16 protein-coding genes are annotated in these 14,982 nt (G+C 65.5%); 4 read left to right on the top strand and 12 right to left on the bottom strand.

From position 1 onward, the window contains the following. Both J2850_RS31230 and J2850_RS31225 read right to left on the bottom strand, forming a co-directional pair. A partial coding sequence (locus J2850_RS31230) for a HAMP domain-containing protein (protein WP_246513785.1) occupies positions 1-1,058 on the bottom strand: 1,058 nt, incomplete at its 3' end. Positions 1,059-1,605: 547 nt separating this feature from the next. After that, entirely contained in the window at positions 1,606-2,202 is a 597-nt protein-coding gene (locus J2850_RS31225) for a hypothetical protein (protein WP_209991294.1), read from the bottom strand. 771 nt (positions 2,203-2,973) lie between these two features. On the opposite strand from J2850_RS31225, the gene J2850_RS31220 reads away from it, so the two are divergent. The 3 genes from J2850_RS31220 to J2850_RS31210 all read left to right on the top strand — a co-directional run bounded on the left by J2850_RS31220 (position 2,974) and on the right by J2850_RS31210 (position 5,106). After that, on the top strand, positions 2,974-3,207 hold the full coding sequence (locus J2850_RS31220; protein ID WP_209991292.1) for a hypothetical protein: 234 nt from the start codon (positions 2,974-2,976) through the stop codon (positions 3,205-3,207). A 251-nt stretch (positions 3,208-3,458) separates the two neighbouring features. After that, the gene (gene msrP / locus J2850_RS31215) at positions 3,459-4,406 is read left to right on the top strand and encodes a protein-methionine-sulfoxide reductase catalytic subunit MsrP (RefSeq protein ID WP_209991290.1); all 948 of its coding nucleotides are present in this window, start codon (positions 3,459-3,461) and stop codon (positions 4,404-4,406) included. 16 nt (positions 4,407-4,422) lie between these two features. Further along, positions 4,423-5,106 carry a protein-methionine-sulfoxide reductase heme-binding subunit MsrQ gene (locus J2850_RS31210; protein WP_209991287.1) on the top strand — a complete coding sequence of 228 codons (684 nt, stop codon included), beginning with the start codon at positions 4,423-4,425 and terminating at the stop codon, positions 5,104-5,106. On the opposite strand, the gene J2850_RS31205 is transcribed toward J2850_RS31210, so the two are convergent. The 8 genes from J2850_RS31205 to J2850_RS31170 form a co-directional block, all read right to left on the bottom strand. Next, positions 5,069-5,743, bottom strand: coding sequence for a dienelactone hydrolase family protein (locus J2850_RS31205; protein ID WP_209991285.1), 675 nt, complete (start codon positions 5,741-5,743; stop codon positions 5,069-5,071). The genes J2850_RS31210 and J2850_RS31205 overlap by 38 nt on opposite strands. A 197-nt stretch (positions 5,744-5,940) precedes the next feature. Next, on the bottom strand, positions 5,941-6,684 hold the full coding sequence (locus J2850_RS31200) for a TlyA family RNA methyltransferase (protein ID WP_209991283.1): 744 nt from the start codon (positions 6,682-6,684) through the stop codon (positions 5,941-5,943). Positions 6,685-6,996: 312 nt separating this feature from the next. Beyond that, positions 6,997-7,917 carry a PAS domain-containing sensor histidine kinase gene (locus tag J2850_RS31195; protein WP_246513784.1) on the bottom strand — a complete coding sequence of 307 codons (921 nt, stop codon included), beginning with the start codon at positions 7,915-7,917 and terminating at the stop codon, positions 6,997-6,999. A 485-nt stretch (positions 7,918-8,402) separates the two neighbouring features. Next, positions 8,403-10,316 (bottom strand): 1-deoxy-D-xylulose-5-phosphate synthase, encoded by a 1,914-nt coding sequence (gene dxs / locus J2850_RS31190; protein WP_209991279.1) that lies wholly within the window; start codon positions 10,314-10,316, stop codon positions 8,403-8,405. A gap of 23 nt (positions 10,317-10,339) precedes the next feature. Continuing rightward, a complete protein-coding gene (locus J2850_RS31185; protein ID WP_209991277.1) occupies positions 10,340-11,242 on the bottom strand; it encodes a polyprenyl synthetase family protein in 903 nt (300 codons plus the stop codon). Position 11,243: 1 nt separating this feature from the next. Then, positions 11,244-11,525, bottom strand: a complete 282-nt coding sequence (locus J2850_RS31180) for an exodeoxyribonuclease VII small subunit (RefSeq protein ID WP_209991275.1) — start codon at positions 11,523-11,525, stop codon at positions 11,244-11,246. 137 nt (positions 11,526-11,662) lie between these two features. After that, a complete protein-coding gene (locus tag J2850_RS31175) occupies positions 11,663-12,592 on the bottom strand; it encodes a histone deacetylase family protein (protein ID WP_209991272.1) in 930 nt (309 codons plus the stop codon). 175 nt (positions 12,593-12,767) lie between these two features. Continuing rightward, complete coding sequence (locus J2850_RS31170; RefSeq protein ID WP_209991271.1) at positions 12,768-12,995, bottom strand: sulfurtransferase TusA family protein; 228 nt, start codon at positions 12,993-12,995, stop codon at positions 12,768-12,770. A 321-nt stretch (positions 12,996-13,316) separates the two neighbouring features. Here J2850_RS31170 and J2850_RS31165 point away from each other — a divergent pair, with 321 nt between their 5' ends. After that, a complete protein-coding gene (locus J2850_RS31165; protein WP_246513783.1) occupies positions 13,317-13,709 on the top strand; it encodes an ArsR/SmtB family transcription factor in 393 nt (130 codons plus the stop codon). 2 nt (positions 13,710-13,711) lie between these two features. Here J2850_RS31165 and J2850_RS31160 read toward each other — a convergent pair whose 3' ends face one another. Together J2850_RS31160 and J2850_RS31155 are read right to left on the bottom strand one after the other, a co-directional pair. Next, positions 13,712-14,104: a DUF423 domain-containing protein gene (locus J2850_RS31160; protein WP_246513782.1), complete on the bottom strand. Its 393-nt coding sequence runs from the start codon at positions 14,102-14,104 to the stop codon at positions 13,712-13,714. 211 nt (positions 14,105-14,315) lie between these two features. Further along, a complete protein-coding gene (locus tag J2850_RS31155) occupies positions 14,316-14,543 on the bottom strand; it encodes a hypothetical protein (RefSeq protein WP_209991269.1) in 228 nt (75 codons plus the stop codon). Positions 14,544-14,982: the final 439 nt, after the last annotated feature.

The following is a 14,982-nucleotide window of genomic DNA, read 5'->3' as shown; positions in this document are numbered from 1 at the left end:
AAGCTGTTGAGCTGGTCCACCATCGTGTTGATGGTCGACTTCAGCTCCAGGATCTCGCCCTTCACGTCCACCGTGATCTTCTTCGACAGGTCGCCGTTCGCCACGGCGGTCGTCACCTCGGCGATGTTGCGCACCTGCCCGGTCAGGTTGGTCGCCATCGCGTTGACGTTGTCGGTCAGGTCCTTCCAGGTGCCGCCGACGCCCTTCACCTGCGCCTGGCCGCCCAGCTTGCCTTCCGAGCCCACCTCGCGCGCCACGCGCGTCACCTCCGACGCGAAGCTGTTGAGCTGGTCCACCATCGTGTTGATGGTGTTCTTCAGTTCCAGGATCTCGCCCTTGACCGGAACGGTGATCTTCTTCGACAGGTCGCCGTTGGCGACCGCCGTCGTCACGTCGGCGATGTTGCGCACCTGGCCGGTCAGGTTGGCGGCCATCATGTTGACGTTGTCGGTCAGGTCCTTCCAGGTGCCGGCGACGCCCTTCACCTGCGCCTGGCCGCCCAGCTTGCCCTCGGTGCCGACCTCGCGCGCCACGCGCGTCAGTTCGGTGGTGACGGTGACGAGCTGTTCCACCATGGTGTTGACATCGCGGGCGGTGCGCAGGAATTCGCCCTGCAGAGGCCGCCCCTCGATCTCGAGCGCCATGGTCTTGGAAAGGTCGCCCTTGGCGACCGCCCCGATGACGCGGGCGATCTCCGTGGTCGGCTGGATCATGTCGCCGACCAGCGCATTGATGCTGTCGACGCAGGTTTCCCAGCCTCCCGAGGCGTTTGACAGCTTGGCGCGCTGGCTGATACGCCCCTCCTTGCCGATGGCGACGCTGAGCCGGCTGGTTTCCGCCGTCAGGTTCTGGTTCAGCTCCACCACGTCGTTGAACGCGGCGGCGATTTCCCCATCGACACCGGTGAGGTCCAGCGGCAACCGGACCGAGAAGTCGCCCTTGCGCAGTTGTCGCAAGGCCATGAGCAAAGTCTTCGGATCCAAGCTGTCAACGGTCGCCACCATCGCCGTCATGCTGTCTTCCATCCCCCACACCGCCACTTCGGGCTTCGCCACCATCGCCCCCCGGCTCCGGCGCCGGGATGCCAATAAAATGTCATGTACCGTACCGGAAAGTCGAATATCCGTAGCGCCCATATGTATAGGGCGCCATGGACAAAGGAGTGACCGGGCAGTCCTACATCCCCGCACGATGAAGTAAAGGCGTTTCGGGTCAATTTAGCCTTTGGTATGCATACCGCCTTCCGGCATAAGGCGTATAACTATAACCTCTGTCGGGGGCTGCGCATCTTCCATGTCATCGCAGCCGGCGTAAAGCCTCCCGGCGCCTTCTCTCTCGTTTCTTCATCCCGCTCCCCTCACCTCTTGATGAGGCAATTGCACCTGAGATTGAACGTTCATCCTCAAATTGCCGGCCGTTCCAATAAGAGGAAATCGCCTGGACATTGGTCCGGGAAGCGCGCCGCACATGCGGCACTGTCGGAGGCCTGCCGGGACGCCACTCCACTCACGTGCCGGGATGATCATCGGCAATCGGCACGGCCTGCCTATGCGCGACCTTCCGTCCCACTTGGCCGGATCCCACGCCGCGCCGTGGAGTCTTCCGTCAATCGAACATAGACATATGCAATTTTTCTATATTTGCAAAATTCTCTCCCCATCGGGTCGCCTTCATCTCGCCATACGCGCCGTCGATACGTTTTTCCTTTTCATCCCACTTCTCCATCTTCTTCGAAAATGCAACCGGGAATGCTTTTGCAGGACAGCAGATATTCAGCCAAGGATCGATGATCCAGGCCTCCCCCCAGTCATCGAACTTCATTGGGTACTTTTTGTCGACCGGGACCGGGAATCCGATCTGCGCGCAACAATGATCCATGCCGGAAAAGCTTACATACCCGGAGTCCTTGTTTGTCGCCTTGCCGTTCGTCCTGAGCCAATTGAGACAGACGACCGTATACTCCATACAGTTTCCAGCACCGACGCCTTCTATCATCTCGGAGATTTTATCAAGAGGAATCGGTTTCGGCATGCCTCCGAGTTTATCAAATATGTCTTTCCTTCCTTTCTCCGCCTCCCCAAGCCTGTTGGTATATTCAAGCACACGCAATTTACTATAATTCAATTTGTTGTTCGATTTAAGCCTTATCTTATTGCGGGCATATTGGAATGCTTCTTTAGCAGCCTGTTCATAGCTCATCATCCTCTCCTCGATCGGTGTCCAGCCTCGATGTTTCGCCCACCCTTCCCTTGCGCGCCATCGCTCATCCAAACGTCGATATCACCACAACGCCGTCGGATGGCGGGCGTCGGCCACAAAGTGCGATACGGCACATGGGTGGTTCGAAAGAATGCTATGCAACCGGATGATGCTCAGGATAATCGTAGAAGTCGAATCCGGCGTCCCTGCAATGCCTGACGGACCTATTCCGGGACGAGGCACCGGCAGGTGAGGCCGACTGCGACATGGCGGTGGGCTATGACCGGCCGGCGAAGAGGTCGACCCGCCGCTCACGGTGACCGGCGACGCGGCGGAAGCGGGCGACTCAGGCAAGGGTGCGCGTGCTCCCATCGGTGACGGCCAAGGCACCGGCTTGGCGCCGTTCCCGACACCGGTGCCGACAGGGCACGACGGGCCGCCTCACGAATGGGCGGCACGAATGGGGTGCCGGCCGGTGCCGTGCGCTGTACCGGTCGAGGTTGGCCATCTTTCAGGTCCCGCGGTTCCGGCACGGGCAGCGGCTCAATTGATGCTCGAAGAATACTGGATGCCGTGCTCGCAACCATTCCCGTTGCGACAGCCTGATGCCTTTCATAAAGCTCTCCCGCTCCTCCGGAGGGATAGTGCCGATAGTAGGTTTGGAACAAGATTGAACCCCCGATCGTTATGAACAGGTCCGTGGCGGAACCGGCCGGGGGCGACGAAGTCCCCCTGAAAGACTTTCCGCGCCCCACCACTGACCTGGATCATGCCATGTTTTTCTTCACGCTTTCCATGCAAGCCACGATGTACTGCGTGCTCACTTGGGTACGTACCTATGAAAATGGCTTGGTCCTTGCCCAGTCCCTTTCCGGCTTGCCGGACGCCTCCACCTCGCGGCGACGCCCGATGCATGCTGCAACCAACATTCTGCTCTTCCCCGGCAGCCGCTCCACGCCCCATGCCGTCGGTGGACCGGCGACGGTCATCCCCATCGACCGCCGCTGACCGCGGGCGCACACATGGTCCGCTGACGCGAATGCCGCTCGGGCCATGGCGGTCACGCGCCATCCCGACCGAATACCGCCCCAGGCCGGACACCAGCCCGTTCAAGCACCTGCGCCCGATCACGCAATTGTGTAGATGCCGTGATTTGCCGCCGCCGTGCCGCGGACCTATGCTTACTGGCACACACCTGTCGCCGGCACCGGTCCATGGACCGCCGGACGATGATGCGAAGGTCCGATGGGAGACGGTCGATGCTGTTCAAATTCCCCACCGCGTCACAAGCCCGCGAGGACGAAGTCACGCCCAAGGACTTGTTCCTGTCGCGCCGCAGCCTGATCGCGAGCGGTGCCGCGGCTTTGGCGCTGGGCGGGCTGCCGATGGGCGGCCGCAGCGCACTGGCCGCCGCCATCGAGGCACCGACCACGATCAAGCCGGCCGACCAGAAGTTCGATCCCACCACGCCGAAGAAGTCCGCCACCACCTACAACAACTTCTATGAATTCGGCACTGGGAAGAGTGATCCATCGGAAAACGCCGATACGCTCCAGACACGGCCCTGGGAAGTGGCGATCGGGGGCGAGGTGGCCAGGCCGATGACCATCGGCATCGAGGATTTGCTGAAATTCCCGATGGAGGAGCGGATCTACCGCCTGCGCTGCGTCGAAGGCTGGTCGATGGTGATCCCATGGATCGGCTTCCCGCTCGCCGAACTTCTGAAGCGTGCCGAGCCGACGGGCAATGCCAAATACGTCGCCTTCCAGACGCTGAACGACCCAAAGCAGATGCCCGGGCTGCGCTCTTGGGTTCTCGGCTGGCCCTATGTGGAAGGGCTTCGGATGGACGAGGCGATGCAACCCCTGGCCATCCTGGCGGTCGGCATGTATGGCGAAGAGATGCCGAAGCAGAACGGCGCACCGATCCGCCTCGTCGTGCCGTGGAAGTACGGCTTCAAGTCCATCAAGTCGATCGTCAAGATCACCCTTGTCGACCGCCAGCCGCCCACCGCCTGGAACAAGTCCCAACCCAGCGAATATGGCTTCTATTCGAACGTGAACCCCGAGGTCGACCATCCGCGCTGGAGCCAGGCGACGGAACGGCGGGTCGGCGAATTCTCCCGCCGCAAGACCCTGCCGTTCAACGGCTATGGCGAGGAGGTCGCCTCGCTATACGCCGGCATGGACCTGAAGACCTATTTCTGATCACGGCTGACCGATCATGGCCACCGACATCCGCAAGACCGCCAACGCCGCCCTGACGGCGCGTTGGGCAAAGCCGCTCGTCTTCGTCCTGGCGCTGGTCCCGTTGGCCTGGACCTTCTGGCTCGCCTACAGCGGCGAGCTCGGAGCCGAACCCGTCCTGGAGAGCGTGAAGGCCAGCGGTCTCTGGGCCCTGCGCTTCCTGCTGATCGCGCTGGCGCTGACGCCGCTGCGCATGATGACCGGTGTCGCGGCGCTGGCGCGCTTCCGGCGGATGCTGGGCCTGTTCGCCTTCTTCTATGCGCTGGTCCACCTCTCCACCTATGTCGGATTGGACCAGTTCTTCGATTGGGCCGCCATCTGGAAGGACATCGTCAAGCGCCCCTACATCACCGTCGGGATGGGCGCCTTCGTGATCCTCGCCCTCCTCGCCGCCACCTCGACCGACGGGATGGTGAAACGGCTGGGCGGCAAACGTTGGCGGGCGCTGCACAAGGGCGTGTTCGTCGCCGGGGTGGCGGGGTGCCTTCACTTCATCATGCTGGTCAAGGGCTGGCAGACGTCGCCCCTCATCTACGCCGCCCTGTGCATCGGGCTGCTGGCCTTTCGCCGCTGGCCGATGCGGCTCGGCGGGAAGTCCCGCCGTGCCGACCGTCCCGATGCCGTCAGAACACGGCCCGCAGCAAGCCGAGAGTCCGCCTGAGCGCCAGCTCGGCGCTTTGCCGATGATAGCTCCCTCGCTCGTCGCAGTTGAAGCCGTGGCCGGCCGGGTAGGTATGGACCGGCACCCACGGGTACCGTGCCCGCACCTCCTCGGCCACGGACAGTGGGATGGCATGGTCCTGCTCGCCGAAATGCAGCAGGGTCGGCACGCGCGGGGCATCCGCAAGGCGGTTGCCGATGTCTCCGCCGTAGTAGCCGATCGCCGCCCGCACCGGCAGCGCCGATGCCGCCGCCCAGGCGAGGCTGCCGCCCCAGCAGTAACCGACGATGGCCGCCCTGCGGTCGCCTCCCAGGAAAGCCAGGGCCGCCGCGATGTCCGACAGCGCGGCCTCGTTGGAAACCTGCCCCTTCAAGGCAATCCCCCTCTGGATGCCGGCATCGTCGTAAGGCAGTTCGACCCCCCGTTCGGCGCGGTCGAACAGGTCGGGCGCCAGCGCGGTGAAACCCTGGCGTGCCAAGCCGTCGCAAACCCCGCGGATATGGTGGTTGATGCCGAAGATCTCCGGCGCCACGATCAGCCGGCCAAGCTCCTCGCCGACCGCCTCTGCATGGTAGGCCCGCAGCCGATGCCCGTCCCCGGCCTGCAACTCGACCCAGCCTGCCTTCGCGTCACTCATGTCTCGAACCCTCGTTATGACGGACCGTCACGGCGGTCGTTGCCACCATCATAGGGAATGACGGATCGGCGGCAACCGGCGACAGGACAGGGCGGTGCAGCCGCAGGCTTGTGCCTCCTTCCATGCCGGCACGGACGGGCCGTGCGCCGCATCGCCTCCACCGGGCACGGTCACGCGGGCGCAGCGCGTCCGCTTCATCATTTCCCGTTCCTGGCTGCGCCGATCAGGAACTCCCTGTTGCCCTCCGGGCCGGTGATCGGGCTTTCGGTTATGTCCAGCACGCGCCAGCCGTCAAGGCCGTCAAGCCAGGCACGGATGCGGTCGCAGACCTCCTGGTGCAATTCGGGCTCGCGCACCACCCCGCCCTTGCCGACCCGCCCCTTCCCGACCTCGAACTGCGGCTTGATCAATGCCACCAGGTGACCACCCGGAACCACCAGCGCCAGTGCCGCCGGCAGCACGACCTCCAGCCCGATGAAGCTCGCATCGCACACCACGAGATCGACCGGGTCGGGAATTTCCACGCGGCTCAGGTGACGCGCATTGGTCTTCTCCAGCACGACCACGCGGGGATCGTTGCGCAGCTTCCAGGCAAGCTGGCCATGGCCGACATCGACGGCGTAGACCTTGGCGGCGCCGCGTGCCAGCAGCACATCGGTGAAGCCGCCGGTGGAAGCCCCGACATCGACGGCTGTCAGGCCGCCGGGCTCGATGCCGAAGGCATCGAGCCCCTTCACCAGCTTGAGCCCGCCACGCGATACCCAGGGATGATCCTGTCCCTTGACGGACAGGGGTGCGTCACCGCCGATCAGGTCGCCGGCCTTGTCGATGCGCTTGGTGTCGGAATAGACCAGTCCGGCGAGGATCAGCGCCTGCGCCTTGGCCCGGCTCTCGGCCAGTCCGCGCTCGACCAGCGCAACGTCCGCTCTCACCCGTGCCATAAGGACCGCCCCTCCAACCCATTACGCCGCATTCCTGACGCGGAAAGCGGCGGAGGGCAAGCGTGGCGATGATGAGGACGGCGTGGGGCGCCTGCCGCAAGCCTGCCGAAGTCGGCGTGCCTACGCTCCTGCGGCCTCCCGCCGACAGGATACCCGGTCGAAGACCTTGCGTCAGGACCTCAGGACAGGAAGGGAGGTCGCCGCCGGCGAAACTCCCACCGTCGCGGCTGTTCGACGGCCAGCCCGGCTACCCGCGATCACGTGGACGATCGTAAGGCGATCAGCGGAAGAAGCCCGGCCGGGCGTGACGGCTCAGGCCGGAAGTTCCACCGTCACCCGGGTTCCAAGCGGACTGCTGTCGGCCCACAGCTTGCCGCGCAACTGCCCTACGAAGGCACGCACAACCTTGAGGCCGAGCGTCGTGGCACGGGTGACGTCGAGGCCGGCGGGCAGCCCGGCCCCCATGTCGGCCACCTCCAGCCGGGTCTTGCCGCCATCATCGCGGCAAAGCCGAACCTCGATGTCGCCTGCCACACCCTCGGGGAAGGCGTGCCGGGCGGCGTTGCCGACGAGTTCGTTGACGATCAGGCTGAAAGGGATCACGGCTTCCACCGGCATTTCCGTCGGTTCCGCCGCGACGCGGATACGGTGGGCACCGGGCAGGGTGGCCTCCAGCTCGTGGCACAGCTCACGCAGATGGTCGGCGACATCGACCCGGACGGACCGCAGCGCCGTATGGGTGCGCTGGTGGGCCTGGGTGACGATGCCGATGCGGCTGCCGGCACTCTGCAGCGCTCCCCGCACCTCCGGATTCTTCGTCGACAGCGTTTGCAGCGTCAGCAGGCTGGACACCAGTTGCAGGGTGTTCTTCAGGCGGTGGCTGACGTCGCGCAATCTCCGGTCATAGTCGGCGGCGGAATCCGGGGTCTCCTCGGCGGTGACGATCAGGGCGCGGACCACGCCGTTGACGCCGAGCATCGGGGTGACGCGTAAATCCCAGAAGCGCTCGCCGTCGGGCGAATGATCGCCGGCCGACCGATTGCGCTGCAGCCGGCCCGTGCGCCGCGCCTCCACCAGCATGCTGAACTGCAGCGCCGGGAAACCTTCGGTCACGCTGGTGCCCGCCAGCACACCGAGGGAACGGAACGCGGCGTTGGCATAGGCACAGCGGTCGCTGTCGCCGTCGATGACCGCCGTCGGCGTCGGCATCTGGTCGAGAAGACACCGCAACATCGCCGGATCATCGGTGTGGAACCCGGTGGCGCTGCGCTCTCCGTCGGCTTGCGCGCCTGGACCGGTTCCCGGTTCCGCACCGGACTCCGCATCCCAAGACGCCGTTACCGCCATCATATGCGCCATCGCTCCTGACCCCGCTTCCACATCATGCCGACGGTCGTGCCCGCCTCCGTGGCGACCGTTCCAGCTTGCAGAGTGTACGGCGCGGCTCCCGGCGGGCACCAGTCCAACAACCCGAAACCTTGCTAGACAAATGGCATTACGCCTTTCGGTGGGAGAATGCGCTTCTGCATGCAGGGTGGCCGGCGGCGATTTCCATACCCGCGGGCACCCGCAAACACCCGCGCGTGCGGTAACGGTTCTGGCGGCACGGAAGGATGGGTCCTTGGTCATTCGACGCCAACCTGTCATTGCGCGCGAGCCGTCACCCGGCTGGCCGGCCAAGCCGCCGTCATCCCCCGACAGCGCGGCAGGAAGCCGTCTCAGGCCCGCGCGGCGGCACTCTCGATGCCGAGCGCCTGCAAGGCGGTGCGGACGATGTTCTGGGAGGTCAGGCCGGCAATCTCGTATTGGGCCGATGGTGTGTCGTGGTCGAGGTACAGATCCGGCAGCACCATCGGACGGATCTTCAGGCCACCGTCGAGCAGCCCGGACACGGCAAGGAACTGCAGGACGAAGCTGCCGAAACCGCCGACGGACCCTTCCTCGATGGTGATCAGCACCTCGTGCTCCAGCGCCAGGCGGCGCACCAGATCCTCGTCGAGCGGCTTGGCGAAACGGGCATCGGCAAGCGTGGTCGACAGCCCGCGGGCCGCCAGCTCGGACGCCGCCTTCCGCGCCTCGCCCAGGCGGGTGCCGTAGCTGAGGATCGCGATCTTGGTGCCTTCCTGCAGGATGCGGCCCTTGCCGATCGGCAGGACATCGCCGCGGTCGGGCAGTTCCAGCCCAACCCCTTCGCCACGCGGGTAGCGCAGCGCCGAAGCGCGGTCGTCGATGGCCGCCTGGGTCGCCACCATGTGCATCAGCTCCAGCTCGTCCGAAGCCGCCATCAGCACGATGTCGGGCAGGCAGCCGAGATAGGCGGTGTCGAACGCACCGGCATGCGTCGCCCCGTCCGCCCCGACCAGACCGGCGCGGTCCAGCGCGAAGCGAACCGGCAGGTGCTGCAACACCACGTCGTGGATGACCTGGTCGTACGCGCGCTGCAGGAACGTCGAGTAGATCGCGCAGAACGGCTTGAAGCCCTCCGTCGCCATGCCGGCGGCGAAGGTCACCGCGTGCTGCTCCGCGATCCCGACGTCGAAGCAGCGATCGGGAAAGCGGCTTCCGAACAGATCGAGCCCGGTCCCGGACGGCATGGCGGCGGTGATGCCGACGATCGTCGGGTCGGCCTCTGCTTCGCGGATCAGGCTCTGGCCGAAGACGCGGGTGAAGGTCGGGGCGTTGGACTTCGGCTTGGACTGGGCGCCCGTCACCACGTCGAATTTGGCCACGGCATGCAGCTTGTCGGCCGACGCCTCGGCCGGACCGTACCCCTTGCCCTTCTTCGTGACGACATGGATCAGCACCGGCTTGTCGTCGTCGGCATCGCGGACGTTCTGGAGCACCGGCAACAGATGGTCCAGGTTGTGACCGTCGATCGGGCCGATGTAATAGAAGCCCATCTCCTCGAACAGGGTGCCGCCGGTCACCATGCCGCGGGCATATTCCTCCGCCCGACGGGCGGCGTTGCGCAGCGGACGCGGAAGCTGGTCGGCGATCTCCTTGGCCAGATGGCGCAGGGAGAGGTAGGGCTTGGACGAGATCAGCCGCGACAGGTAGGCGCTCATGGCGCCGACCGGCGGGGCGATCGACATGTCGTTGTCGTTGAGGACGACGATCAGCCGCGACTTGGTGGAGGCCGCGTTGTTCATCGCCTCATAGGCCATGCCGGCGCTCATCGCGCCGTCGCCGATCACCGCCACGACGTTGCGCCGCTCACCCTTCATCTTGCTTGCGACAGCCATCCCGAGCCCGGCGGAGATGGAGGTCGAACTGTGGCCGGCGCCGAAGGGGTCGTACTCGCTCTCCGAGCGCTTGGTGAAGCCGCTCAGGCCGCCGCCCATGCGCAACGTCCGGATGCGGTCGCGCCGCCCGGTCAGGATCTTGTGCGGGTAGCACTGGTGCCCGACGTCCCAGATCAGCCGGTCATAGGGCGTGTCGAAGATATAGTGGAGCGCCACCGTCAGCTCCACCACCCCCAGCCCGGCGCCGAGATGGCCGCCGGTCACCGAAACCGCATCCACGGTTTCGGTGCGCAACTCGTCGGCGAACTGGCGGAGCTGTTCGGGCTTCAGGGCCCGCAGCTTGGCTGGCGTCGGACAAAGGTCGAGCAGCGGGGTCTTGCTGGCGGTCACGTCTTGCGGATCCTCGAAGCAGGTCAGGCGCGACGCGCGACGACGAAGTCGGCGACGGCCTTCAACATATCGGCACGCCCATCGAAAATATCCAAGTGCTCCGCCGCCTGGCGGGAGAGCATCTCCGCCTGGGCGCGGGCACGCTCACGGCCGAGGATCGACACGAAGGTCGCCTTGCCGGCCTCGGCGTCGCGGCCGACCGTCTTGCCGGTCTCTTCCGCCGTCCCCTCGACGTCCAGCAGGTCGTCGACGATCTGGAACGCCAATCCCAGGTCATGGGCATAGGCGCGCAACGCCGTCCGCTGGGGCGGGCTGGCCTTGCCGAGAATCCCGCCGGCCTCGCAGGAATAGGCGATCATCTCGCCGGTCTTCATGCGTTGCAGCCGGGTGGTCGTCCCGAGATCGAAGCTCTCATGCTCGGCGATGAGATCCAGCATCTGGCCGCCGACCATGCCATGGCCGCCCGCGGCCTTGGCCAGCGCGGCGATCAGGTGGCAGCGGATGTTCGGATCCTCGTGCGTCTCGCTCCCGGCCAGCACCTCGAAGGCGAAGGTCAGCAGTCCGTCGCCGGCCAGAATGGCGGTGGCCTCGTCGAACTGCCGGTGGCAAGTCGGGCGGCCGCGGCGCAGTTCGCCGTCGTCCATCGCCGGAAGGTCGTCGTGCACCAGGGAGTAGCTGTGCACCATCTCCACCGCGGCGGCGACGCGGATGGCGCAATCGGGATTCACCCCGAACAGGGATGCGGACTGCATGACCAGGAAGGGACGCAAGCGCTTGCCGCCGTTCAGGCAGCCATAGCGCATCGCGTCGAACAACCGCGCCTCCGCCAGTTCGGTGGTGGGCAGCAGGGCGTTGATCTTGACCTCGACCGCCTGAGCGATCTCCGCCAACGCGGCCTTCAGGTCGTCTTGGGATATGGTCTGCACGTCAGTCGATCCGGGCGGGTTCGGTGCCGAGGGAGCCGTCGGCGGTCACGGTGATGCGGTCGATCTTGGCCTGCGCCTCGCGCAGCTTCATCTCGCAATGCCGCTTCAGCGCGGTGCCGCGCTCATAGGAGGCGATCGCGTCGTCGAGCTTGCCGCGCCCCTCCTCGAGCTGGCGGACAATCCGCTCCAGTTCGGCGAGCGCGTCCTCGAAGCTGAGAGCGGCGATGTCGGGCGGGATGGCGGACGACGCCGCAGTGGAAGGGGGCATATCGGGCAGAACCATGGTGGAACCTCAAGCCCGCGAAGTTAGGCCCCGTGCACGCCATGCGCAAGGGCCGAGGCAGACCGAGGTCCGGTCCTTGCGGCCTATGCGGTCGGATAGGCCCCCTCCACTTCCGGGGAGGGTCGGCGGCAATCCGGTCAGCAATACATCAGTTCGCGCACATGGGCCGACGCGGCCGACGCCAGCGCGCGCAGGTTGTAGCCGCCCTCGAGAACCGAGACGATCCGGGCGCCGCAATGCGTGCGCGCCAGTTCGCCCAGTTTCCGGGTCGCCCAGACGAAGTCGTCGTCGATCAGGTGCAGCGCCGCCAGCGGATCGCGGGAATGGGCGTCGAAACCGGCGGAAATGATCAGCAGGTCCGGCTTGAAATGGTCGATCGCCGGCAGGATGACGTGCGTCATCGCGTGGCGGAACTCCGGCGAGCCTGCCATCGCCGGCAGCGGCGCGTTGACGCAGTTCCCATACTCGCCCTTCTCTCCGGCATCGCCGGTGCCGGGATAGAGCGGCGACTGGTGGGTCGAGCAGTAGAGCAGATCCGGGTCGTGCTGGAAGATGTCCTGCGTGCCGTTGCCGTGATGGACGTCGAAATCCATCACCGCCACCCGTTGCAGCCCATGGACCGCGCGGGCATGGTAGGCGCCGACCGCAGCGTTGTTGAACAGACAGAACCCCATGGCCTTTTCCCGTTCGGCATGGTGACCGGGCGGGCGGACGGCGCAGAAGGCGTTGCGGGACTGGCCTGACGCCACCGCGTCGACCGCGGCGACCACGGCCCCGGCGGCCCGCAGCGCGGCCTCTCCCGACCCCGGCGACACGACTGTGTCGGCGTCGATTCCCGCATGTTCCACGCTGGGGATCGCCGCCATGACGCGATCGATGTGAGACTGCGGATGGGCACGGAGGAGCTGCTCCACCGTGGCGCAGGGCGCCTCCTGCCGTTCCAGCATGTGGAATTCCTCCGTCTCCAGCGCGGCGAGCACGGCGCGCAGGCGGTCGGAGCATTCCGGATGGCCGAGCCCGGTGTCGTGCTCCAGGCACGCCGGGTGGGTGAACAGGGTGGTGAGCATCGATTTTTCGACTGTTTTCGTTGGCGGTCTGGGCGTTCCCGACTGCCATTCTTCCCGTATCGCTAATGAATGTACAGGCTGATTCCGGGACGATTCGTCACAGCCCATTTTCGGGCAACCCCGCAATCCGACGCATCCCCGGCTTTTACAGCCGCGCGGACAGCGCGACGCCTGTTCACACCACCCGTTCGATCACGAAGCGCAGGACACCGTCCTCCTCGGCGACGGACAGCAACCGGTTGCCGGTGGCCTCGCAAAAGGCCGGAAAATCCCGGCGCGCCCCGGGGTCCGTCGCCTCGACGGTCAGCGTGTCGCCGACGGCGACGGCCTTCAACACCTTGCGCGCGCGCAGGACCGGCAGGGGGCACTGCAAGCCTTTGGTGTCCAACGGATGATCAGTCATGCGGCGATGCTAGCCCACCCCGACGGCTCTGTCATCATCCGCGGCCGGCGCCATGACGAGTTTGGAGGCACAACCATCGCGCGACAGTAATCGTGTTCTTTTCCACGGTAACTGGAGAAAAAGCAAGGTAGCGACCAATGGTCACGTCCAGGTTCTGCTCACCCCGGAGAAGCGGGATCTGCCTGTGACCACTGCTTCCCGCATGTGGACAATGAGACGCAATCGCGAATATACTAGCATTCAGGTCATTTTATTTCGCGTACCGTGAAATTACGGTATGCGATCAAAACGAATCGTAACGAACGGGGCGGCGGTAGAGCAATGAAGATCGAGGAGTTGCAGGCCAACGCCCGCCGGGCGAGCGCGCTGCTGAAGGCGATGTGCAATGAACGGCGGCTCCTCATCCTGTGCCATCTCAGCCAGGGAGAGAAATCCGTCGGCGAACTGGAGGATCTGGTCGGCCTCAGCCAGTCGGCGCTTTCCCAGCATCTTGCCCGCCTGCGACGCGACGGTCTGGTGCGGACCCGCCGCAGCGCCCAGAACATTTACTATTCGCTGAACGGGCATGAAGCGCAGACCATCATGGCCACGCTTCACGACCTCTACTGCACACCGGGTGCGATCACATCGGCCGAAGACCCGTTCGGCACTGCGGAGGCGGAGGATGCGGGCTGCGACCCGTCACTCCGGACGGTCGCCGCGCCGGCATCCTGACGTCAGCCCGGTGCCCGCAGCGCCGCGGCGGCAAGGGCGAGCCATCCAATCATGAATGCCCAACCGCCCGCGGGAGCGGTCATGGGGACCGGCAGCGGCCCGACGGTCGCCAGGGCATAGAGCGTGCCGCTGAACAGGACGATGCCGGTCGCGAACAGCCAGCCGGCCAGCCGGAAGGCCACGCGGCCACGCGGCCCCACACGGCTTCCAAGCGCCACCAGCGCGACGAGGGCGAGTGCATGCGCCATCTGGTACTGGCCGGCGATGCGGAACCAGTCCTGCGCCTGCGGATTGCCGGCCAGCCCATGGCTGGCATAGGCGCCGGTTCCGACGGCTATGGCGCCGTTCAGGGCGGCAAAAACGATCCAGATACGGTCGACCAATGCCATTGCCATCCGTCCCTTCCCTGCTGCTGAGCACGCCTGTCTACATGCTGCCGGTCCGCGGGATCAACAATCGACCATGGCGCATCATGGCAGCGCGCGCGGTCGCGCGGGAAGGCAATGGCCTCCCGGCGGGGGCTCTGTCGGCACCACGGCGGATGGAGACCGGCGCCGGACGGCGGGCCGGATGGTCATACGAACCGCGTCGAAGGCGCGAAGCCCGTCAGACCTGGACGTCGAGGAACATGCCGCGGCGGTAGTTGCGGGGCAAGGTCAACACACCGTTGACCACCAGCGCAGCCAGCTCGCGCAAAGTCGGAATGCGTTGCCGCCCCTGCTGCCCAACCCCTTCGGCCCGCCCGCGGGCTCCCACGGCGGGGATGCGTCCGCCGCCGGAATCCGGGCGGATCGGCTCGTTGGAACGATCACCGGTGCGTCTGGTCTCTACCATGCTCGGTTATTTACCATAAATGCGCGCCTTTTGAAAAGGGCCATGTTCCCCGTGGGAAAATTGCGAGGTCCGACAAGCGGCGGCTGGCTTTTTTCAGGCCGCCCTTACCTGTGTTCGGCAACGATGATAGGACTATCATCACCCTGTCGGTTGGGGGAGCATTGGCATGTGCCTGGGATCGCGCCTTCACGCCCTCGGTACCGGAGCCAAGTGGAACATCGGCACTGGTGACGTTCGCACCGGGCGTCAATGCAGTTTCCAACATCCTTGCATGGCGGTATCGGGGCCTACGGACAGGCGAGTTGAACGTTGGAACAGGACTGGACCGCCCCCCGAAGCTGAGACGACTGATAAAACGTTCCGGATTGGTCAGGCCACCAGGGCCGGGCGGCCGCCCGGCCCTGGTGGCGGGAATTTTTCTTCGAACTCGGCCGGTGGA

It is taken from the genome of Azospirillum picis (assembly GCF_017876115.1).
Taxonomy (GTDB): Bacteria; Pseudomonadota; Alphaproteobacteria; order Azospirillales; family Azospirillaceae; genus Azospirillum; species Azospirillum picis.
This window is presented reverse-complemented; position numbering and strand designations above follow the sequence as displayed.